The sequence below is a fragment of the Bradyrhizobium sp. U87765 SZCCT0048 genome, from assembly GCF_018131225.1.
Lineage (GTDB): Bacteria > Pseudomonadota > Alphaproteobacteria > Rhizobiales > Xanthobacteraceae > Bradyrhizobium_A.
In genome coordinates, this window is the sequence record NZ_JAFCMM010000002.1 from 1,148,176 (window position 1) to 1,168,790 (window position 20,615).

Consider the following 20,615-nt stretch of genomic DNA (forward strand, 5'->3'; position numbering starts at 1 on the left):
GGCGCGCTGGCTAGGGACCGGCAGTCTTCGATCAATGCAACCGATCAGCAGACGCGGTCTGACCAGGAACAACCTGTTGAGGCTCCACACCTAGCTCTCGACCAGCGAAGCCCACGCCCGCCGCAACGCCGTCTTGACGGCCACCGCCCGGGTCGGCGGGGGCGCTGGCGCTTCCTCGTCTTCCGGCAATCGCAGGCCGACCACGTTGACGCGGTTGCCGCTGATGTTGCGGGCGACCAGCACGATGGAATCGAGCGGCAGTGTCGCCCCGGCCTTCGGCGCGTGGTCGAGATGCACGTCGAAATAGTCCGCGAGGCTGAGCGCGGCCTCATCGGGGGCGACCTGCACGCCATAGATCTCCGACAGTGCGCCGAGCGTGATCTCGCCGGACACCATGAAGTCGCCGAGCAGGTGCGGATCGGGCGCGACCGTCGGCGCCATGTCGCTGAAGAAACGATCGAGCGACTGCGCCTTCTCCGGCGGCGCCAGCAGATAGAGATAGTCGCCAGCCTTGACCGGACCGGACTCGACCGGTGACAGGATCTTCTCCTTGCGGATCACCAGCGTCGGCTTCGACCACGACGGAATGATGCCACGGCGCAGATACAGACTGTTGGGCCGCACCGAATAGCCGACGAGCTGCTGTTCGAGCTGGCCGGGCAGGTCGAGCTCGACACGGCGCGGCGCGCGGTCGGTGCGCGGCAGCGCGACATGCAGGCGGCGCGCGGCCGCGCCCAGGGTCCAGCCCTGCAGCAGCAGCGAGATCACCACGATGACGAACGCGACATCGAAATAGAGATACGCCTTGGGCATGCCGATCAGCAGCGGAATCGAGGCCAGGAAGATCGCCACCGCGCCGCGCAGGCCGACCCAGGCCATGAACAGCTTCTCGCGCCAGTTGAACCGAAACGGCGCGAGGCAGACGAACACCGCAACCGGCCGCGCCACCAGCATCAGCACCGCGGCGACGGCAATGGCCGGAACCACGCTGACCACGAGCCGCTGCGGCGACGCCAGCAGCCCGAGCAGCACGAACATGACGATCTGCGCGAGCCACGTGGCGGCATCGAGGAACACCACCACCGAGTTGTGCGCTCGGGTCGGCCGGTTGCCGATGACGATGCCGGCAAGGTAGACCGCGAGAAAGCCCGAGGCATGGAAGATCTGCGCCAGCCCGAAGATGACCAGCGCGGCGGTGGTCACGAAGGGCGCATGCAACCCCTGGGGTAGCGCGACGCGGTTGAGGCCGAACACCACGAGGCGGCCGCCGGCGAAGCCGACCGCGGCGCCGAGAACCGCTTCCTTGATGAATTCGAGCGCGACCTGTCCGGCCGAGCTGTGGCCGACCGACAGGATCTCCACCAGCATCAGGGTGAGGAACACCGCGAACGGATCGTTGGTGCCGGACTCCGCCTCCAGCGTCGCGCCGACGCGCGGGCGCAGGCGCAGGCCTTGGGCGTGCACCAGCAGAAACACCGCCGCCGCATCGGTGGACGCCACCACGGCGCCGACCAGCAGCGCCTCGGTCCAGCTGACGCCGAGCGCATAATGCGCGACCGGCGCCGTGATCAGCGCGGTCAGCAGCACGCCGAAGGTCGCCAGCATGATCGACGGCGCCAGCACCGTCTTGATATTCTGGAATTTGGTCTTCAGCCCGCCGTCGAACAGGATCAGCGCCAGCGCCACCGATCCGACGAGGTAGGTCGTGCCGACGTCATTGAAGGCGAGCCCCCCGGGGCCAGCCTCGCCGGCGACGATGCCGAGCCCGAGAAACACCAGCAGCAATGGCGCGCCAAAGCGCAGCGCGACGAGGCTGGACAGGATGCCCGCCATCACAAGGACCGCGCCGAGAAGGATGGCGATGCTGAACGAGTCGAGAGACGCCATTGTCCGCCTGAAATGGGTGGATTTTCATCCTTATCGTCCCCTCGGCGACAGGCCAACCCATTTTTCCCGGCATCACAAAAGGGCCGGATTCACCGCCATTAAAGAGCGCGGATCCGCCGGCGGCGGATGGCTCTCGCGCGGCGGATGTGGGATTCTGCCGCTGCATCGAATCATGACCGTGCCTGGCATCATCGCAGGGCGTCGCAGCGGCGGCGGCCACGCCCGGGGCGCGGGCGACACGGGGGACCTGAACTTGGCGGACGACAAGGCGGCAATGGACCTGAATGCGTTCTACGAGATGCTGCAGGGTGCATTTCGGTCGGTCGGGGCCGAGGTCACCTCGCCCTGGTTCTATACCCAGCTCGGCCTGATCATGGCAGCGGCCGGCCTCTCCCTGGGGCTCGCAGCGGCGCTGCGTGCGCGGGTCGACGTCACCTCGGTGGCAATGGGCTGGCCGACGCCGTTGCGGCTGATGGTCCGGGTGCTGCTGCAGAGCACGACCACCGCGTTCTTCGCCGTCATCACTCTGGTCATACGCCTCGTCATGGTGGCGATGACCTGGCCGAGCCGCAGCTATCTGCTGATCACGGCGGCGAGCCTCGCCTTCGCCTGGCTGATCATCCGCCTCGCCACCAGCGTCATCCGCAACGAGTTCGCCGTGCGCCTGCTGTCGGTGTCGGCATGGGCGGTCGCCGCGCTCAGCATCATCGGCCTGCTCGACCAGACCCTCGACGCGCTGGATTCGGTCGCCGTCGTGCTCGGCGGTATCCGCGTGTCGCCGCTGCTGGTGATCAAGACCACGGTGGCGATGGCGGTGGCGCTGTGGCTCGCCAGCATCGTCAGCAAATTCCTCGAGAGCCGCATCAACAGCGCCAAGGACCTGACGCCGTCGCTGCAGGTGCTGCTGGTCAAGATGGTGCGGTTGCTGCTGATCGTCATCGCGATCGCGGTGGTGCTGTCGGCGGTCGGCATCAACCTGTCTTCGCTGGCGATCTTCTCCGGCGCGGTCGGCGTCGGCCTCGGCTTCGGCCTGCAAAAGATCGTCGCGAATTTCGTCAGCGGCATCATCCTGCTGGCCGACAAGTCGGTGAAGCCGGGCGACCTGATCACCGTCGGCGAGAATTTCGGGCGCATCAGCGCCATGAACACCCGCTACATCTCGGTGGCGGCCGGCGACGGCCGCGAATTCCTCATCCCCAACGAGGATCTCGTCACCCAGAAGGTGACGAACTGGACCTACACCGACAAGAACACGCTGGTGAAGGTCAAATTCCGCACCAACTACGACGCCGATCCGCGCGCCGTATGCAAGCTCGCGGTCGAGATCGCCTCCGAAACGCCGCGCGTCACCAAGCTCAAGCCGCCGACCTGCCTGATCAACGAGTTCGCCGAGTACGGCATGAACTTCTCGCTGACTTTCTGGATCGCCGATCCCGATGCCGGCATGGACAACGTGCGCAGCGACGTCATGCTGTCGCTGTGGGACGCCTTCAAGCGCGAGGGCATCCGCGTGCCCTACCCGGTGCGCGACATCCGCGTGCGCGGCGCGCTGCCTGTCGACGCCACGCTCGAACAGCCGAACTGACGCGATGCGCTTCACCGACGAACTGGTGCCGGCCACCCTGATCCGGCGCTACAAGCGCTTCCTCGCCGATGTCGAACTTTCCGACGGCAGCATCATCACCGCCCATGTCGCCAACCCCGGCGCGATGACCGGACTGCAGGCAGCCGGCGCGCGGGTGTGGCTGTCGAAATCCCCCAGCAAGACGCGCAAGCTGCCGTATTCATGGGAACTGGTCGAGGCCGACTTCGGCGCCGGCCCGGAGCTGGTCGGCGTCAACACCGGCCATCCCAACACCATCGTCGCCGAAGCCCTCGCGGCGGGAACGATCCCCGAGCTCGCGGGCTATGCGACCGTTCGCCGCGAGGTGAAGTACGGCCAGAATTCGCGGGTCGATTTCCTGCTTGAGGATCCGGCGCGGCCGCCCTGTTATGTCGAGGTCAAGAACGTCCACCTGATGCGCCAGCCCGGCCTCGCCGAGTTCCCGGACTCGGTCACGGCCCGCGGCGCCAAGCACCTGGACGAACTCGCGACCCTGAGCACGCAGGGCATCCGCGCCGTGATGTTTTACGTGATCCAGATGGGGTCGGCGACGGCCTTCACCCTCGCGCGGGACATCGATCCGGCCTATGGCCGGGCGTTCGACCGGGCCCGCGCCGCAGGCATCGAGGCCCTGGCCTATGTCTGCGCCCTCCGGCGCGACGAAATCGTGCTCGAACGGCCGGTTCCGCTGCGGCCCTGACGGCGGCGGGAGGCGACGGGTGCGGCCCGCGCCCGGCGCAGGGCCGGCATCCGCCACGGCCCGGCCCGCCGGATCGCTTGCACCCGCCGTTCCATGGCTTAAATTGGGTTCAGCAACGCCCCGCGGGGCACCCCTTCCCCCTCCACTCCTGTCGTGAAGAATCCCGGATGAACTACGTTGAAGCCACCGACGTCTCCCTGCGCAAGACCGGCCAGATCAAGCTGTATGGACCGACGGCGTTCGCCGGCATGCGCAAGGCCGGCGCGCTGGTGGCGCAGTGCCTCGACGAGCTGGTCGCGCTGGTGAAGCCCGGCCTTCCGACCGCGAAGATCGACGACTTCGTCCGCGAGTTCGCTTTTAGCCATGGCGCGTTCCCCGCGACGCTGATGTACCGCGGCTACCGCTACTCGACCTGCACCTCGATCAATCATGTGGTCTGCCACGGCATGCCCGGCGACCGCCTGCTCAAGGAAGGTGACATCGTCAACATCGACGTCACCTTCATCGTCGACGGCTGGTACGGCGACTCCAGCCGGATGTATCCGGTCGGCTCGATCGCGCGAAAGGCCGAGCGGCTGATCGAGGTCACCTACGAATCGCTGATGCGCGGCATCGCCGCGGTGAAGCCCGGCGCTACCACCGGCGACATCGGTCATGCGATCCAGAGCTTCGTCGAGCCGCAGCAGATGAGCGTGGTGCGCGATTTCTGCGGGCACGGTCTCGGCCGCCTGTTCCACGACGAGCCCAACATCATCCATGTCGGCCGTCCCGGCGAAGGCGTCGTGCTCAAGCCCGGCATGCTGTTCACCATCGAGCCGATGATCAACCTCGGCAAGCCGCACGTCAAAATCCTGTCCGATGGCTGGACCGCGGTGACACGCGACCGCTCGCTGTCGGCGCAATTCGAGCACTCCGTCGGCGTCACCGCGACCGGGGTCGAGATCTTCACGCTATCGCCGAACAAGGTCGACAAGCCGCCGTTCGTCGCAGCCTGAGCGGCCGCACGGACCGCTCTGGCCGAGCCGGGCGCGATCAGCGATCGCGCCCCAGCATCAGCACCGCCACGAACGCGATCGCCGCGCCGAGCGATGCGAGCGTGCGCACGTGGTTCCAGAACGTCCACGTCCTGAGATAGTCGGCCCATAGCGCCAGCGCCGCCGCGCCACCCGCCGGCGCCGCGGCGAGCGCGTCGTTGAGCGGCACGTTACACACCATTGTCACGCCGACACAGCCGATCAGGTAGAGCACAGCTGCGGCCAGCAGCAGCAGGCCGTCGACCTGCCCCCAACTGCCCCAGGACGCGAGCGCAAGCGCGAGGCAGAGACCACCGGTGCCGAGGAAGGCCAGCATGAAGAGCGGGTTGATCACCGTCACATTGATCGCGTTCATCGCCGCCATGCCCTGATCGGGCGCAAGACGGCCGAGCGCGGCCATCACGAAGGTGGAGAAGGCGAAGAAGATGCCGGCGACGAGCCCACTGCCGATCGCCGCAGCGAAGGTCCCGGCCACGAGCGCGCGCTCAAGCATGACGGCCTCCCCACACGCCGGTGGTGGCGGTGCGCCGGACGTAGTCTGAGAAGTCCCGTGGCGGCCGGCCGAGCGCCTGCATCACACCATCCCCCAGCGGGACGTTGCGGCCATCGAGCACGGTCGTGAACAGGTACATGATCAGGTCGGCATATCCCGGCGGCAGCGGCACCTGCGCGAGCGCCGCGCGGTAGACGTCCGGCGCCACCGTGGCAAATCGGATATCCCGCCCGGTGACGCCCGCGATCTCGCCGACAGCGTCGGCGAAGGTCAGGGCGCGCGGCCCGGTGATGTCGTAGAGCCTGCCGACGTGCCCTGCACCAGTCAGCGCATCGACCGCGATTTCGGCGATGTCCTCGACGTCGACGAACGGCTCCGCCGCGAGGCCCGCCGGCAGCACCACCTCGCCATCGACGATCGGCTCGCACAGGAAGGACTCGCTGAAGTTCTGGCAGAACCAGCTCGCGCGCAGGATCGTCCACTCGCAGGACACACCGCGCAGCGCGTCCTCGGCCATCACCGCCTCGGGTTCGCCGCGGCCCGACAGCAGCACCAGCCGGCGCACGTCCGCCGCCAGCGCTTCGGCGAAAAACGCCTGTACGGTCTCGAGCGCCCCCGGCATCGCGAGATCGGGCTGATAACTGACATAGACGGCATTGATGCCGGCAAGCGCCGGACGCCAGGTGTCGCGGTCCTCCCAGTCGAACGGCGGGTCGTAGGCCCGCGAGCCGGCCCGCACTCCATGACCGGCGGCCTGCAGCCGCGCAACGATTCGCCGGCCGGTTTTTCCCGTCGCGCCCAGAACCAGGGTGGATGTCCCGGAATGCTTTGCCATTTGTCCGCCCTCGACATAAGGTGAGAAGTCCTCACTTTCTAAAAGTGATAAACACTCATCTTTTGCGAGTCAAGCGGGATGCCCAGGCCACGACGCGCCCCGGACCGGGCCGATACAGAAGCGCAGGCGGATCCACCCGTGCGCAGCCTCGCCCAGCAGCGCAGCCGCGACCGGCGCGACCTCATCCTCGCGGTTGCGTCGGATCTGATCGCCGGCCACGGCAGCGATGCGATGAAGATGAGCGAGGTCGCGCAGCGCGCCGGCATCTCGATCGGCTCGCTGTACCAGTACTTTCCCGACAAGCGCGCCATCATCCGCGCCCTCGCCGAGCGCACCCACGCCGAGAGCCGGACGTGCATCGAGGCCGCGCTCCTGAATGTCGACGATCTCGAGGCCCTGCAAACCGCGTTCGCCGGGCTGATCGATCAGTACTATGCGCTGTTTCTCGCCGAGCCCGTGATGCGCGACATCTGGTCAGGCACCCAGGCCGATCCGGAGCTCCGCACGCTGGAGCTTGCCGAGAGCCGCGCCTGCGCGGCGCTGCTCGGCGCCATCCTGGCGCGCATCCATCCGGCGGTGCCGCGCCCGCGCATCGACGCCACCGCACTCATGGTCTGGCAACTGGGCGAAGCGGCGATGCGGCTTGCGATCTCGCTGGAGCCTGCGGAAGGCAGCGAAGTGGTCGAGGCCTACAAGCGCATGACCCGCCACACGCTGGCGCAGCCTTGATGTACGCCGCGCGTTGAGGCGTCAGGCACCGACGGCCGGCGCAACAGCGCCGATCAACGCCGGCCACGCCGCCAGCGCGGCGCGGGCAATCGCCTCGAGTTCACGCCGGCTGGCGCCGTCGCGCGCCTGGATCGACATGCCCTGCTGCACCGTGACGTAGTATTGCGCGATCGCCGCGATGTCGGCCGTCGGCACGATCTCGCCGTCCACAATGCCTTGCTGAAGCCGCTCCTTGAGGCCCGTCACCGCTTCCGCGCGCATGGCGATCAGCGTCTGGCGCACCCTGTCGGAGTGCTCCGCCGGGTGCAGCGCCGACAGCACGATGAGACAGCCCGGCGGCTTGCTGCGCCGTGTGAACACCCGCGCCGTCGACATCAGATAGCTCTCGACCGCCGCGAACGCCGTCGGCGCGGCGGGCACGCCGCCCCAGATCTCCTCGCCTTCGGTGGCGCTGTAATGCCGGAGCGCGTCGCGGAACAGCTCCTCCTTGCTGCCGAACGCCGCATAGAGGCTCGGCGAGGCGATTCCCATCGCCTGCGTGAGGTCGGTCATCGACGTGCCCTCATAACCCTTGCGCCAGAACACCTCCATCGCACGGGTCAGGGCCGCCTCCTTGTCGAAAGCTCTGGGACGGCCACGTTCGGCCATGAGTTCATATCCGCCTGATATCTGTATCGATCAATAAATAATTCTCTTGACTCGCCGATGCAACCACCTAATTTTGTGTCGATCGATACATAATTCAGGAAAGCTGATCATGAGCGGACTTCTTCAAGGCAAACGCGCCCTGGTGACCGGCGCGAGCCGCGGCATCGGCGCCGCCATCGCACGGCGGCTCGCCGCCGACGGCGCGGATGTCGCCATCACCTATGAGCGGTCGACGGAGGCCGCCGAGGCAGTGGTTGCCGAGCTCAAGGCCCTCGACCGCCGCGCCCTCGCCATCAAGGCCGACAGCGCCGATCCCGCCGCGGTGCGCGCCGTCGTGGACCAGGCCGCGCAGGCATTCGGCGGCCTCGACATCCTCGTCAACAACGCCGGCATCTTCCGCGCCGGCTCCCTGGACGACATCACCCTCGATGACATCGACGCCACGCTGGCGGTGAACGTGCGCGCCGTCATCGTCGCGTCTCAGGCGGCGGCGCGGCACATGGGTGACGGCGGCCGCATCATCTCGATCGGCAGCAACCTCGCGAGCCGCGTGCCCGATGCCGGCAAGAGCCTGTACTCGATGAGCAAGTCGGCACTGATCGCCTGGACGCAGGGCCTCGCCCGCGACCTCGGCGGCCGGGGCATCACCGTCAATATCGTGCACCCCGGCTCTACCGACACCGACATGAACCCGGCCGCTGGCGCGCACGCGGAAGCACAGCGCTCGCGCATGGCGATCCCGCGCTACGGCCGCGCCGAGGATGTCGCTGAGCTGGTAGCCTTCGTCGCCGGTCCCGCCGGGCGCTCGATCAACGGCGCCGGCCTGACCATCGACGGCGGCGCCAACGCGTGAGCTCCTGCTCCGCGCCGGCGCCCTGGGTGCTGACGGTCACGCTGATCGTGCTGGCCGCGGCCACGACCGTGGTTGTCGCCAGCGAGTTCATCGTGGTCGGCCTGCTCCCCCTGCTCGCCCATGACATGGACGTCTCCGTCACAAGCGCGGGCCATCTCGTCGGCGCCTTCGCATTGTCGGCGTCGCTGCTCGGCCCGCCGCTGACACTCACCGTCGCGGCGCCCCGCCGCGGCGTATCATGATCGCGACGCTGCTGCTGTTCGCGCTCACCAATCTCGTCGCCGTGGCATGGCCGACCTTCGCCGTGATGATGACGATGCGGGTCCTGCAGGGGGCGGCATTGCCGGTGTTCATCAGTATCGGCGCTGCGATCGTCACCCGGCTCGCACCGCCGGAGCGCAGCGGCCGGGCGCTCGGGCTTGCCAACACCGGCTTCGCGGCCGGCGTGGTGATCGCCTTGCCCGTCGGCGTCGCACTCGCCGACAACGGCGTGTGGACGGCTTCGTTCGTGGCGCTCGCCGCCTGTGCGTTCATCGCGGCGATCCTCGTTGCCTGGCTTCTCCCGACCATTCCCGGCACAGGCGCGGCCGCCCCGCGATCATGGCAGTTGCTGCAGACGCCGGTTTTCCAGCTGCATCTCCTGCTGTCGGTCACCGTGTTCGCAGCGATGTTCGCGGCCTACGCTTATCTGGCGGTCTGGCTCCAGCAGGTCGCCGGCCTCGGCCCACGTGGCATCGCGCTCGCCCTCGCCGGCTTTGGCGCCGCCGGTATACTTGGCAACACGGCGGCGGCCTTCGTCGCCGATCGCGCGCCGTTGCGCGCCACATGGGCCGCAACCGCGGCCCTGACTCTGGCCGTGCTCGGCCTGTCGCTGACCACTCATGCGGGATGGCACGGGCTTCTGCTGGCGGTGTGGGGCACGGCCCAGACCGCGAATGTCGTGCTCTGCCAGGTGCGCGTCACCCTTGCCGGCCGCGCCTCACCCGCCTTCGCAATGGCGCTGAACATCGCCGCCGCCAATCTCGGCATCGCGCTTGGCGCGCTGGCCGGCGGCAGCGTGGTCACGCGCTGGGGCATCGATGCCATCGGCTGGGGGCCGCTCGGCCTGCTGTTGCCGGTCACCGCGCTGGCGCTGGCCATCGCGTTGCGGCAGCCGACATCCATCGCGCGGTAACGCGGCCTGGTGATCCTGCACGCCGACGTTGACGGGTATCGCCGCGCCCGCGATGACAGGGCGCGGCGGTCACTTCAATTGGCGGCATGGACCGCGGGCCGCCTCTGCGCCCATGGCTGCGCCAACTCAAACTGCCGTGCAAGGTTCAGCAGCACGCTCTCATTGCCGACATCGGCGCCGATCTGCACACCGATTGGCAGGCCTTTCCGATCCCAGCCGAACGGGACGGAGGCCGCCGGCGCTCCCGTGACATTGAAGAGCGGCGTGAACGGCAGCGGATCGAAAATGCAGCGGCACCACTCCATCGCCGTCATGCCCTGATGAAAATTCACGAACTCCCCGAGACGCGGCGTCGTGTTGACCATCACTGGGGACAGCACGACGTCGTAACGCGTGAACAGCGCCCCCATGGCGCGCGAGACCGCATTGAAGACGTTGGCCGTCGCCAGCAGGTCGGTCGCGAGGCGCTGCTTGCCATAGTGATAGACGACGAGATTCTGCTCCTCGAGATGCTCGGAATCGATGGGCCGCTGCATCAGGCCCGAGAAGAAATCGACCAGCGCGGCGAGATTGGCGCACCACACCGTGGCATTGGCATCGACGAACGCGTCCCACGGCACACCACCATCGAACGCGATCGGCTCGACATGATGGCCGAGCTCGGCGCACAGACGCGCAGCACCATCGAGGGCAGCGGCGACCTCGGGCGCCAGCGGCCCCCCCGACCAGGCGGTGTGCCACAGCCCGATCCTGAGTTTCGCGAGCGGGCGCTCGATGCCGTCGGCATAGCTCGGGACGGATGTCGACACGCCATAGGGATCTCCGGGTGCGGGGCCGCGCGTCAGATCGAGCAGCAGCGCCGAATCCCGCACCGATCGCGACACCACGTGGTCCGCCCCGAGCCCGCAGACCGCCTCCGCGAACGCCGGCCCGACCGGGATGCGGCCGCGGGTGGGCTTCAGGCCGAACAGGCCGCAGCATGACGCGGGAATGCGGATCGAGCCGCCTGCGTCATTGGCATGTGCCGCGGGCACACAGCCCGCCGCAACCGCCGCCGCCGCGCCGCCGCTCGAGCCGCCGGGCGAATACGCCAGATCCCAAGGATTGTGAGCGGGGCCGTAATGACGCGGCTCCGTCGTCGGGCTGAAGCCGAATTCCGGACTCTTGGTTCGCCCCAGCGTCACAAGACCGGCATTGTCATATCGTTCGACGATCGTCGACGTCACCGGGGATCGAAAATCGCGGCACAGACGGCTGCCGGCCTCGGACGGCACGCCCGCGCGGAAGACGCCGAGATCCTTGAGCAGAAATGGAACGCCCGCGAGGCGACCGGTCCCTGTGCCGGCGCGCGGCACCGGCGCCGCATCGTCGACGACGGCACGAATGCCCGGATTGACATGGCCGATCGCATCGCAGGCCGCCGCGACGACCTCCGCCTCGGTGACCTCGCCCTTCGCCACCAGACTTGCGAGGCCGACCGCATCGAAGCTCGCATATTCCGCCCGTTTCATCCCTTGTTTCCCCCATCTGCCGGCGGTTGTTCGCCGTTCAATCCCATGGTTGCCAGAGTGCCTTCGTCCGCTGCCAGGCCTCGTCGGCGGGCAGATCGTCGCTCGGCTGGAAGACAGCGCCACGATGATCGGTCGCCGGACGCTCCCAGACACGCGACTGATAGAGCTTCTCGATGTTGCTGCGATAGATCTCGTCGACCGCCGCGTGGCCCGCCGGCTCGTCCGCGAGCCACAGGTTCTTCGGATGGATCGCGCGGTCGTACATCTTGCGGAACAGCTCGGTGCGCATGTCCTTGAGCCAGTTGCTGTTGAGATTCATCGCCCGGAACTGGCGCAGCGCCTCGATGTCGATGACGGCCGACGTCATCGTGTTGGCCGCGGATGCCGAATACGACATGATGTTGCCGCGGTAGTCGACGATGTGGCTGTTGCCGCCGGCGATATCGACCGGATGCCGCGAACCTGGGCTCAAATAAACCGGGCCGATATTGGGGCAGAGCATGAACACCGAATTGAACTCGGCATGCGCCCGGTTCTGGATCATCCAGGATCCGCCCCCGGGGTAGCTGCTGCCGGTCATCGGCATCGCTTCCGACGGCCGATAGACGACCTCCGCCCCGTTGAAGGCGAGCGCGCGGACCGCTTCGGGATACTCGCCGTCGGAGCAGCAGATCGTTCCGATGTTGCCGATATCCGGCGTGCGCAGCACGGGAAAGAACGCATCGAGACCATCGCCGAAGTGCGCCACCCAACGATCGTAGACATCGTGGGGCGTGCAGCTGCGCTCCCGGCACCAGACGTGGTTCTTGGCCGCCTTGTGCACGACCTCCCCGGCCGGCGAAATGACGAACAGCGTATTGAAGAAGCGATCGCGCATGATCTCGGGCCATCGCGCCTTGCATTGCGCGACGATATACACGCCGTAGTGCCGCGCGAGCCCCGCCAGATGCGCTGTTTCCTCGCCGGGGATATCGATGAAGAGATCGCTCGCGGCGATCTTGTGCGGGATGTCGAAGATCTCGTCGGTGAAGCCAGTCAGCGCGCCTTCGGCAAGGGCCACCAGCTTGACCGGCATGTTGATGCCGCACACCGAGATCGCCGCATGAATAGCCTCCTCGATGGTCTCGAGGTTGCGGCGGATGTGGCGCCGTGCGGCGATCCCTGTCGCAATGGTCGAAAGGCCGACCGCAAGATAGGGCGCCACGGGACGGCGGCTCCCCTGCGCTGTCACGACACCGCCGCCACTATTATTGGCCATATCCAATCCCGCGCTCCTCGACCTTCCCGACGGAAAGCTAGCGAGGAACGCGCCGGCGCCGCTATCACCCACAAGGATGACGGTCGGCCGCCGTGCGGCAGGCGTCAGTGCGCCACCAGAAAGAGCTTGCTGATCAGCTCGGTGCGCGAGCCGACGCCGGCCTTCTGGAAGATCCGCTTGAGATGGGTCTTCACCGTCGGCAATTCGATGCCGAGCTTCCGGCAGATGACCTTGTTGCTGTCGCCGCCGGCGACCATGGTCGCGATCTCGGCCTCCCGCCGGGTGAGCGTCAGCGCCACGCCGCCTGGTCGCGCGACCTCCGGCAGCAGCGAGAGCGACAGGTCGATCAGCGGCAGCGCCGACTGCAGCAGGTGCTTCTCAGTGGACGTGAAGGCGCCGAGCTCGCCGGTGCGCAGCAGCGAGATTCCGGCGACCATGCGATCGTCCTGCCAGAAATAGATTTCCGCCTGGTGGGGCGTATTCTGCGGCAGCAGGAAATTGTCGACATAGTTGCGGACATCGCGGTTGCGCAGACGCGACAGTCCGTCCAGCGAGGCGACGCGCTCGGATTCCGCGAGCCAGCGGCGCGGATGCAGCGGATCGCTGCGATGGAATTCCTCCCGATAAGCCGACAGCCAGCTCGCGTCGAGGTTGTGCAGCTGCTGATGGACGGCATTGCACTCGGCATCGATCCAGTAGAAGCAGCTGCTCGAAATCGGAAGCGCCTTCTCGAAGAAGCGCAGCGCCTCGACGAACAAGCGCGTCGAGCCGTCGCGGGTCAGGTCCGCTGCGGCAACGCAAGGCGCAGCGGGCACGCGACGCGCAATCTGCTCGTTCGCATGGCCGTCCGTTGTCCGGGCCCCCGATTGCCAGGCGCCGCGTTCGCCTCCCATCACCGTCACTCCGAAGGATGATTGGCAAGCATGTGCCAGGACGACATGTTTGTCAAAAACATCGACCCGCGAATTTTCAAGGCAGGAAACAACATGGCGAACGACCAACCAGCAGACATCCTCCTCCACGGCGGACGCATCCAGACATGCGACTTCCAGTCGCCGCCGCAGGAAGCCCTCCTCGTCCGCGGTGGACGCGTGGCGGCTGTCGGCCCGCTCTCCGCGCTGGAACGGATGGCAAGCGCGCGCACCGAACGCATCGACGTCAAGGGTGCGACGGTGCTCCCCGGCTTCGTCGACACCCACCCGCATGCCATGCATTTCGCAGCCCTGCGGCTCGGAACGGTCGACCTCAGCGACGCGCAATCCCATGACGACATCATCGCGCGGATCCGCGCCCGTGCGGCGGTCACCCCGCCCGGCGAATGGATCATGTGCACGCCGGTCGGCGAAGCGCACTATTTCCTTCGCCGGTCGTACCGCGACCTGCCCGAGGGCACGCTGCCCAATCGCTGGCGCCTCGACCAGGCCACCGACAAGCATCCCGTCATCATCCAGGCCTACGCGCCGACGCAGCCCAACATCGCCGCCCTCAACAGCATGGCGCTGAGCCAGCTTGGCATCTCGGAAGTGCTGCCGAGGCGGGTGTGCGACGTCTGGATCGACCGCGACGGCCAGAACCGCGTCAGCGGCATCCTGCGCGGCGCAGTCACCAACTACTACACGCGCGATCCGTTCTGGCTGCAGATCCTCAGCAAGCTGCCGGCGCCGCCGCCGATGATCTGGCCGGCCGCCGCGCAAGCAGGCATGGCGGAGATGAACAGCATCGGCGTGACCAGTATTTTCGAGATTCATGCGATGAACATGACGCAGCTGGCTGCGTACCAGACGCTGAGGCGGGAAGACAAACTGACTTGCCGCGTGCTGGCGGGCCTTGACGTCGCCGATGCGGCGTTCGACCCGCACTATCAGCCGACCGATGCACAGATCCACGAGGTGATCGACTACATCAAGGCATCGACCGACGTCGCCGACGACTGGCTGCGCATCGAGGGCGTGCTGCTGTGCCGGACCGGCCCCTGCAATCCCGGCTTCCTGCGGATGTACGAGCCCATCAAGGGGCCCTATGGCGGGGAGATCTACGGCCTCGAGTTCTATCCGCGCCACATGGAGGAAACGGTCGTCCGGCACTGTGCGGACACCGACGTGCGCCTGAGCGCGCTGCTGGCAACGCCGCCGGACTTCGACGACTTCTTTGCCACCGTCGAAAAGCTCGGCGTGCAGGAGCAGGTCGCGCGAAACAAATGGATCGTCCAGCACGCCCTTCTGGTCAATGAAACCAGCGCGCGCAACATCGCGAAGCACGGCATGTGCTGCACCACCAGCAAGGGCTTCCACTGGGGCAAGGGCGACGTGTATTGCGAGCGGATCGGCGAGCATGCCCTGCGCGATCTCATTCCGATGCGGCGCCTGCTCGACCACGGCATCAAGGTCGGCGGCGGCACCGACTGGGGTCCCAAGAGCGTTCTCGAGCAGATCCAGCTCGCCGAGACCTGCGAGATCGCCGGCTCAGGCCGCAAGAATCTGCAGTCCTCGCAACCGATCAGCCGTTCTGAAGCGATCCGGATGTTCACCAAGGATGCCGCCGACATCTTCGGCTGGAAGGGCATCGGCTCGATCGAGGTCGGCGGCTATGCCGATTTCGCCATCATGGATGCCGATCCCTTCGAGGTGCCGGTCGACGACCTCTCGCAGATCCAGATTGTCCAGACCATCGTCGGTGGACGCACGGTGTTTTCCGCCGGCCAGCAGACCGGGCCGGATGGCCGCACCACCGCCCCCTTGGCCGCGGCATCGGCCTGATCTGCCCTGACGACCCCCGCCGGATGCCCATCCTGGCATCCGGCGGCGCGCCGTCCGCATTTGCCGGTTGCAAATGCCATACGCTGCGGCAAGGTGGAGGCCTTGCCGGGAGCGCGTGCCAGTCTTCATGTCCAGCACCGATGATACCGCCCGATCGCCCGAGCCGGCCGACACGCCGCATTACCACGGCCATCGCGAACGGCTGCGCGAGCGTTTTCGCAACGCCGGTGCCGATGCCCTCAGCGACTACGAGATGATGGAGCTGGTGTTGTTTCGCGCGCTGCCGCGCCGCGACGTCAAGCCGCTCGCCAAGACCCTGCTCGCCGCTTTCGGCTCGTTCGCCGAAGCCGTGCATGCGCCGCCGGCACGGCTGCGCGAGATCGACGGCGTCGGCGACGCGGTGATCGGCGAGTTGCAGCTGATCGCCGCCGCGGCCGGACGCATCGCCAAGGGCCAGCTCAAGAAGCGCACCGCGCTGTCGTCGTGGAGCGACGTCGTCGATTACTGCCGCACCGTGATGGCATTCGCCGACAAGGAACAGTTTCGTGTCCTGTTCCTCGACAAGCGCAACCAGTTGATCGCCGACGAGGTGCAGCAGGTCGGCACCATCGACCATACCCCGGTCTACCCCCGCGAGGTCGTCAAGCGCGGACTGGAGCTCTCCGCCACCGCGGTGATCCTGGTCCATAACCATCCTACTAGACCCACATCGATCACGCTCGATCACGCCCAAGCACATTGAAACACCACGATTTTTGGGCTTGAAAAGCTTCCGGTGACTGGGGCAAACTGAGGGCGGTAATTGGGGGATCGGAGCACATTCCGACCCCAATAACCGACTGACTACCGCCCTCAGTTTTCGGGAGACGTAGCATGGGCAGCCTCACCGATGGCGCGATCCGGCGCAGCATCAAGGACGTCGAACTGACCGGAAAGCAGAAGTCCCTGGCCGACGGCGAGGGACGCGGCGTGGGCCGCCTGGTCCTCGTCGTGCGGCCGATGCCTAAGCGGGTGCTGGCGGAATGGATGGCCCAGCAATGGCGCGACGGTAAGCGGATCAAGGCGAAACTCGGCGACTATCCATCGATGTCGCTCGCCGCAGCCCGAGAGGTTTTCAAGCGCGACTTCGCGGACGCGATCCAGAAGGGTCGGAGCATCAAGATCGTCACCGATGCTCGGCCCGGAACCGTCGCCGACCTTTTCGAAGCCTACGTCGCCTCGCTCAAAGAAGCAGGTAAGCCGTCCTGGAAGGAAACGGAGAAAGGACTGAACAAGGTAGCCGACACTCTTGGGCGCAACCGCCTTGCCCGGGAGATCGAGCCGGACGAGGTGACGGAGGTGCTCCGCCCGATCTTTGAGCGTGGGGCCCCTGCCATGGCGGACCACGTCCGCTGCTACATCCGCGCAGCTTACAGCTGGGGAATGAAATCGGAGCACGACTATCGAAACACGTCGCCGCGCCGATTTCGACTGGTCTACAATCCGGCGGCAGGTATCCCGACTGAGCCTAAGGTCGTCGGGTCCCGGTGGCTGGACGAAGATGAGTTTGTCCAGCTCTGGCGATGGCTCGAATGCCCCGACGTGCCGGTGCACCCGCCCTATCTGCGGGCCGTTCAGATCCTGATGCTCACGGGCCAGCGGGTCGAGGAAATCGCGCGCCTTCACAAGGATCAGTGGGATTCCCGCGAACGAATTCTCGACTGGTCAAAAACCAAGAACAGCAAGCCTCATGCGGTCCCTGTTCCGTCCTTGGCGGCGGAGCTTCTCGATTCCATTAAGCCGAACGAACATGGGTGGTTCTTCCCCTCGGCGAAGGATCCATCGAAGCCCGTCAGCCATGGGACGCTCTATGCCTTTATGTGGCGCCAGCGCGACCGCGGCGTCATCCCGGTCGTGACCAATCGCGACTTGCGGCGAACGTGGAAGACGCTGTCAGGCAAGGCTGGCGTGCCGAAGGAAATCCGCGATCGCATTCAGAACCATGCGCTGCAGGACGTTAGCTCCAAGAGCTACGACCGCTGGAACTACATGCCAGAGAAGCGAGCTGGCATGGCGCGCTGGGACAAGTTCGCCCGCACCATGCTGGCCAAGAAGCCCGTCCGCCGGCCAGCGAAGCAGGCGGCGTGATCTCGCGCGTACTTATGATCGTGGCGTGCGTCTTGGCCGCTGGGGCGGCTGCGACCCCGGCAGCTGCGGATCCGTGCACAGCACCGGTCCCCACTCGCGCCGGTCACTCCTTTTCGGGCCAGGTCCGTTACGTGGGTGACGGCGACGGCCTGTGCGTCGGCGATTCCCCAGATCCGACGACTTGGATCGAGGTCCGCCTGGCGGATTTCGATGCGCCCGAGCTTCACGCCCCAATCGGAGCGCGTGCCAAGGCAGCACTGGAAGATGTCGCTCTCGGCCGCGGGGCCTTCTGCACCGCGGTGCGTGGCCGCAATGGCCGCGTGCAGGTCTATGACCGCGTCATCGCCGTCTGCCAGATCAGCGGACGATCGATCGGAACATTGTTGCGGCAGATCGGCGCGCCTCAGGGCGGCCGCTAGCCCGAGAACCTGTAGCTCCCTAGGCTCACCCGCTGTCGCTCGAGCGTCCAAGCTCCTGTGGACCCGCTTCGCACAGACGATGAGATACTGCCTCGGTGCCGAAGCAACATGCCGGCCATCGCCGACCCCGCGCGGGCTGATCCCGCAAACTCACTGTAACCAGCTCGCGGGAATGAGCTTCTCGCCCTTCCTCCATCGCTCGATCACCGCCGTTGCGAACCACTCCGGCTTTAGGTCTGCGTGATCCATGATGATGATCTGCAGCTCCGGCGCGAGTTCGGCCGCTGCATCGGCCGCCAGCTTGAAGAGCTGCAGCACGGCGGTCTGGTCCTCGTCGGAAAGCCCGTCGATTGAACCTTCCGCATCGCGGTCCGGTGGATAGTGAGCTTGAGATGGCTGGTCGAAAATGATGAACCCCGGCACGGGACGCTTCTTTTGACGAAACCATTTATGGAGAGCCAGGTGTGCCAGGACGTGGTAGCCGACCCAATTCTCGCCGCTTCCCATCCGGAACAAAGGGACCGGACCGTCAAGAGTATCAGCGACGACCGTCAGGGCCCTGATGTCGAGCCTTAGCTGGCTACCTCGGTGCTCCAGTTCCAGATCGTCAGAATACTGGGTCATGTAGCGGCCGATAATGTTCAAGAAGGCATCAAGCTTTTCCTTCATCGCTTCGGCGTCGAGCTCCCGCTCCAGCGCCGCAACCCGAATCCGGCTTGCCGCGATGGCCGATTTCAGCCCTGAGCTGGTGTCGGCGGTGCTGGCGGTCTCGACATACTGAGTGATCTTTCCGGTTGTTCGCGCCTGTAGAATGAAGCTGTCCTGTTGAACGCGGAGGATCTCGTTCTCCCTCATTCGCGCCGCAATCTGCTGCTGGTTTTCCCGCAGACGCTGCTCGATGTCGGCCTCTTCGCGATTGAGCGACGCCAATCTGAGCTGAAGCCGCGGGTTCTCAGCCTCAACCGCCTCGAGTTGATCGCTGAGCTCCTGAAGCGAGCGCTGCATCTGCACCACGGTCGGCGCCGGCACGGGAAGCTGGCTTTCGCACAGCGGGCAATGAGCGGAATCGTGATCGCCATGTTTGATCAGGCCGACGGAGCTCAAGCGAGCTCGCTGCTCTTTTGCTTCACGTTCGTAGCCACTCGTCTCCGACGTAAACGTCCGGGTCGATCGAATCTCGGCGTTGACCCTCTCGAGTTCGGTTCGAAGACCCTGGCGTTCAGCGCGTAGGCCAGCCAGCACGTCCTCGCCGTCACCCACCATAAAATTGTCGCGCACGCCGGTGTCACGCACCACGCGCTGAAGAACCGCAAGGACCGCCTCGTAGGTGAGCGCGACAGTCCGCTCGTCGATAAGTCCCACCTGTTTGGCTTCGTCGACAAGGGCGCGCGCACGCGGGTACGTGCTGCTATCAAGGGCGTCCGCGTCGCGGAGCTGGCGTTCTAGCTGACGTAGTTCGCGTTTGGCCTGATCGAGCTGGGATTGCTTGAATAGGCGGTCTTCATCCACGGCCCCAAGGAAATAGGGCAACGTATCTTTGATGGCCTGACTGACGAAGTCCTCGCCTTGCCGGTGGAACAGGCGCTGTTTGCTGTCGATGTCGTTCTGGTCTTGGAAGGAGAGCAACAGCGCGTGCCGGAAGTTTGCCTCCAGCGGGTCGCGGGTTGGGGTCGGAGGTCGATGTTCGTTCTCGCTGATGCCGATCGCGGCGCCGAGGAACTTCTCTACTGCGCCCACCGTCGTGTTTTTGAACAGGGCGGACTCCGACGGTGTCTCGATGCTCGACCCTCGGTCCATGTAGATATCGCCGTTCGTTCGATCGCCGACATCGGGGTTGCGACGGGCGATGAAGATCTGTCCGTCGCCAATTTGAAACAGCAAAGCATACCAGCCGACATACTTGCGGATCACGCCATCCGCGACGTTGCATTCGCTGCGGCCCGTACAGTAATCGATGATGTCGATTATCGCTGACTTGCCGGTTTTTGAGCCGCCGGTCAGTATATTTAGCTCGCCGGGTCTGAACACGACCTCGCGAACTTCACCCCGGCGACTGTAGAGAATGAGCTTGGCAATTTGCAGACTCACGGTGTCACCCCCCACGCGGCGTAGATTGTTGCGGTTGTGCCCGCGGCGGCAAACCATCGTCCCAAGAAACCTGCCCGGTCGACGCACTCGCGGGCTTCTGCGGTGAACAGCGCGGTCCGCTTCTCGGTCGCGGTTTGACGCTTCGCCCCAACGCTCAGGTCGCCGCTGTCCGCCAGCGCCAAGATCTGGTGCTGAGCACCGAACACAACGGCTTCGCGGGTGATCGCGCTCAGGCGCGTCACCCTGTTCGCGAAGTCGACAAGTTGCTCACGGTTGTCCTGAATCCAAGGCAAAAGCGAGGTCACTGTCGAGCTCGGCAACGCTCGCCGCGTGCCCTGGTGCAGAACGATCGGGAGAATAAGGAAGGTGAGAGCAAACGGGAACGGCCGCCCCGCCTTCTTCGTATAGTCTTCAGTCGTCTTCGCCAGCAAAGTGGCGCAGAAAGCCGGATTGAACAGATAAGCTTCTTCGGTGACGCGGTTCGACCAGGGCTGCATGGA

General features: G+C 66.1%; 20 protein-coding genes. 11 read left to right on the top strand and 9 right to left on the bottom strand.

All coding sequences use genetic code 11. The features are described from left to right. Positions 1 to 90 precede the first annotated feature (90 nt). Complete coding sequence (locus tag JQ639_RS18305) at positions 91 to 1,887, bottom strand: potassium/proton antiporter (protein WP_211967517.1); 1,797 nt, start codon at positions 1,885 to 1,887, stop codon at positions 91 to 93. Positions 1,888 to 2,161: 274 nt separating this feature from the next. On the opposite strand from JQ639_RS18305, the gene JQ639_RS18310 reads away from it, so the two are divergent. From JQ639_RS18310 to map, 3 genes are all read left to right on the top strand, one after another. Then, on the top strand, positions 2,162 to 3,472 hold the full coding sequence (locus JQ639_RS18310; RefSeq protein WP_211967949.1) for a mechanosensitive ion channel family protein: 1,311 nt from the start codon (positions 2,162 to 2,164) through the stop codon (positions 3,470 to 3,472). Positions 3,473 to 3,476: 4 nt separating this feature from the next. After that, positions 3,477 to 4,190 carry a DNA/RNA nuclease SfsA gene (sfsA, locus tag JQ639_RS18315; RefSeq protein WP_211967519.1) on the top strand — a complete coding sequence of 238 codons (714 nt, stop codon included), beginning with the start codon at positions 3,477 to 3,479 and terminating at the stop codon, positions 4,188 to 4,190. A gap of 167 nt (positions 4,191 to 4,357) precedes the next feature. Next, positions 4,358 to 5,185, top strand: a complete 828-nt coding sequence (gene map / locus JQ639_RS18320) for a type I methionyl aminopeptidase (protein ID WP_211967521.1) — start codon at positions 4,358 to 4,360, stop codon at positions 5,183 to 5,185. Between the two features lie 37 nt (positions 5,186 to 5,222). Here map and JQ639_RS18325 read toward each other — a convergent pair whose 3' ends face one another. Together JQ639_RS18325 and JQ639_RS18330 are read right to left on the bottom strand one after the other, a co-directional pair. Next, positions 5,223 to 5,717, bottom strand: coding sequence for an anthrone oxygenase family protein (locus tag JQ639_RS18325; protein ID WP_211967523.1), 495 nt, complete (start codon positions 5,715 to 5,717; stop codon positions 5,223 to 5,225). Beyond that, positions 5,710 to 6,552, bottom strand: a complete 843-nt coding sequence (locus tag JQ639_RS18330) for a Rossmann-fold NAD(P)-binding domain-containing protein (protein WP_211967525.1) — start codon at positions 6,550 to 6,552, stop codon at positions 5,710 to 5,712. The genes JQ639_RS18325 and JQ639_RS18330 overlap by 8 nt, the downstream gene beginning before the upstream one ends. A gap of 78 nt (positions 6,553 to 6,630) precedes the next feature. On the opposite strand from JQ639_RS18330, the gene JQ639_RS18335 reads away from it, so the two are divergent. Next, the gene (locus tag JQ639_RS18335; protein ID WP_211967527.1) at positions 6,631 to 7,281 is read left to right on the top strand and encodes a TetR/AcrR family transcriptional regulator; all 651 of its coding nucleotides are present in this window, start codon (positions 6,631 to 6,633) and stop codon (positions 7,279 to 7,281) included. Between the two features lie 21 nt (positions 7,282 to 7,302). Here JQ639_RS18335 and JQ639_RS18340 read toward each other — a convergent pair whose 3' ends face one another. After that, a complete protein-coding gene (locus JQ639_RS18340) occupies positions 7,303 to 7,929 on the bottom strand; it encodes a TetR/AcrR family transcriptional regulator (protein WP_211967529.1) in 627 nt (208 codons plus the stop codon). Positions 7,930 to 8,038: 109 nt separating this feature from the next. Here JQ639_RS18340 and JQ639_RS18345 point away from each other — a divergent pair, with 109 nt between their 5' ends. Genes JQ639_RS18345 through JQ639_RS18355 form a run of 3 tightly spaced genes read left to right on the top strand, consistent with a single transcriptional unit; the run spans position 8,039 to position 9,956 of the window. After that, positions 8,039 to 8,782 (top strand): SDR family NAD(P)-dependent oxidoreductase, encoded by a 744-nt coding sequence (locus JQ639_RS18345; RefSeq protein ID WP_211967531.1) that lies wholly within the window; start codon positions 8,039 to 8,041, stop codon positions 8,780 to 8,782. Next, positions 8,779 to 9,024 carry a hypothetical protein gene (locus tag JQ639_RS18350; protein WP_211967533.1) on the top strand — a complete coding sequence of 82 codons (246 nt, stop codon included), beginning with the start codon at positions 8,779 to 8,781 and terminating at the stop codon, positions 9,022 to 9,024. The genes JQ639_RS18345 and JQ639_RS18350 overlap by 4 nt, the downstream gene beginning before the upstream one ends. Further along, positions 9,021 to 9,956 carry an MFS transporter gene (locus JQ639_RS18355; protein WP_211967535.1) on the top strand — a complete coding sequence of 312 codons (936 nt, stop codon included), beginning with the start codon at positions 9,021 to 9,023 and terminating at the stop codon, positions 9,954 to 9,956. The genes JQ639_RS18350 and JQ639_RS18355 overlap by 4 nt, the downstream gene beginning before the upstream one ends. Positions 9,957 to 10,030: 74 nt before the next feature. Here JQ639_RS18355 and JQ639_RS18360 read toward each other — a convergent pair whose 3' ends face one another. The 3 genes from JQ639_RS18360 to JQ639_RS35690 form a co-directional block, all read right to left on the bottom strand. Further along, positions 10,031 to 11,467, bottom strand: coding sequence for an amidase (locus JQ639_RS18360; RefSeq protein ID WP_211967536.1), 1,437 nt, complete (start codon positions 11,465 to 11,467; stop codon positions 10,031 to 10,033). Positions 11,468 to 11,504: 37 nt separating this feature from the next. Continuing rightward, complete coding sequence (locus JQ639_RS18365; RefSeq protein ID WP_211967538.1) at positions 11,505 to 12,725, bottom strand: nitrilase-related carbon-nitrogen hydrolase; 1,221 nt, start codon at positions 12,723 to 12,725, stop codon at positions 11,505 to 11,507. Between the two features lie 104 nt (positions 12,726 to 12,829). Next, entirely contained in the window at positions 12,830 to 13,990 is a 1,161-nt protein-coding gene (locus JQ639_RS35690) for a helix-turn-helix transcriptional regulator (RefSeq protein ID WP_349644750.1), read from the bottom strand. On the opposite strand from JQ639_RS35690, the gene JQ639_RS18375 reads away from it, so the two are divergent. The 4 genes from JQ639_RS18375 to JQ639_RS18390 all read left to right on the top strand — a co-directional run bounded on the left by JQ639_RS18375 (position 13,934) and on the right by JQ639_RS18390 (position 18,027). Beyond that, positions 13,934 to 15,481, top strand: coding sequence for an amidohydrolase family protein (locus tag JQ639_RS18375; protein ID WP_249123329.1), 1,548 nt, complete (start codon positions 13,934 to 13,936; stop codon positions 15,479 to 15,481). The genes JQ639_RS35690 and JQ639_RS18375 overlap by 57 nt on opposite strands. 127 nt (positions 15,482 to 15,608) lie before the next feature. Continuing rightward, complete coding sequence (locus JQ639_RS18380; protein ID WP_211967542.1) at positions 15,609 to 16,223, top strand: JAB domain-containing protein; 615 nt, start codon at positions 15,609 to 15,611, stop codon at positions 16,221 to 16,223. Positions 16,224 to 16,354: 131 nt separating this feature from the next. Beyond that, the gene (locus tag JQ639_RS18385) at positions 16,355 to 17,608 is read left to right on the top strand and encodes a tyrosine-type recombinase/integrase (RefSeq protein WP_116968893.1); all 1,254 of its coding nucleotides are present in this window, start codon (positions 16,355 to 16,357) and stop codon (positions 17,606 to 17,608) included. A 131-nt stretch (positions 17,609 to 17,739) separates the two neighbouring features. Then, on the top strand, positions 17,740 to 18,027 hold the full coding sequence (locus JQ639_RS18390; protein ID WP_232824134.1) for a thermonuclease family protein: 288 nt from the start codon (positions 17,740 to 17,742) through the stop codon (positions 18,025 to 18,027). Between the two features lie 150 nt (positions 18,028 to 18,177). On the opposite strand, the gene JQ639_RS18395 is transcribed toward JQ639_RS18390, so the two are convergent. Then, entirely contained in the window at positions 18,178 to 20,115 is a 1,938-nt protein-coding gene (locus tag JQ639_RS18395; RefSeq protein ID WP_162006109.1) for a DUF3732 domain-containing protein, read from the bottom strand. Continuing rightward, complete coding sequence (locus JQ639_RS18400; RefSeq protein WP_137901409.1) at positions 20,112 to 20,612, bottom strand: three component ABC system middle component; 501 nt, start codon at positions 20,610 to 20,612, stop codon at positions 20,112 to 20,114. Before JQ639_RS18400 ends, JQ639_RS18395 begins: the two co-directional genes overlap by 4 nt. Positions 20,613 to 20,615: the final 3 nt, after the last annotated feature.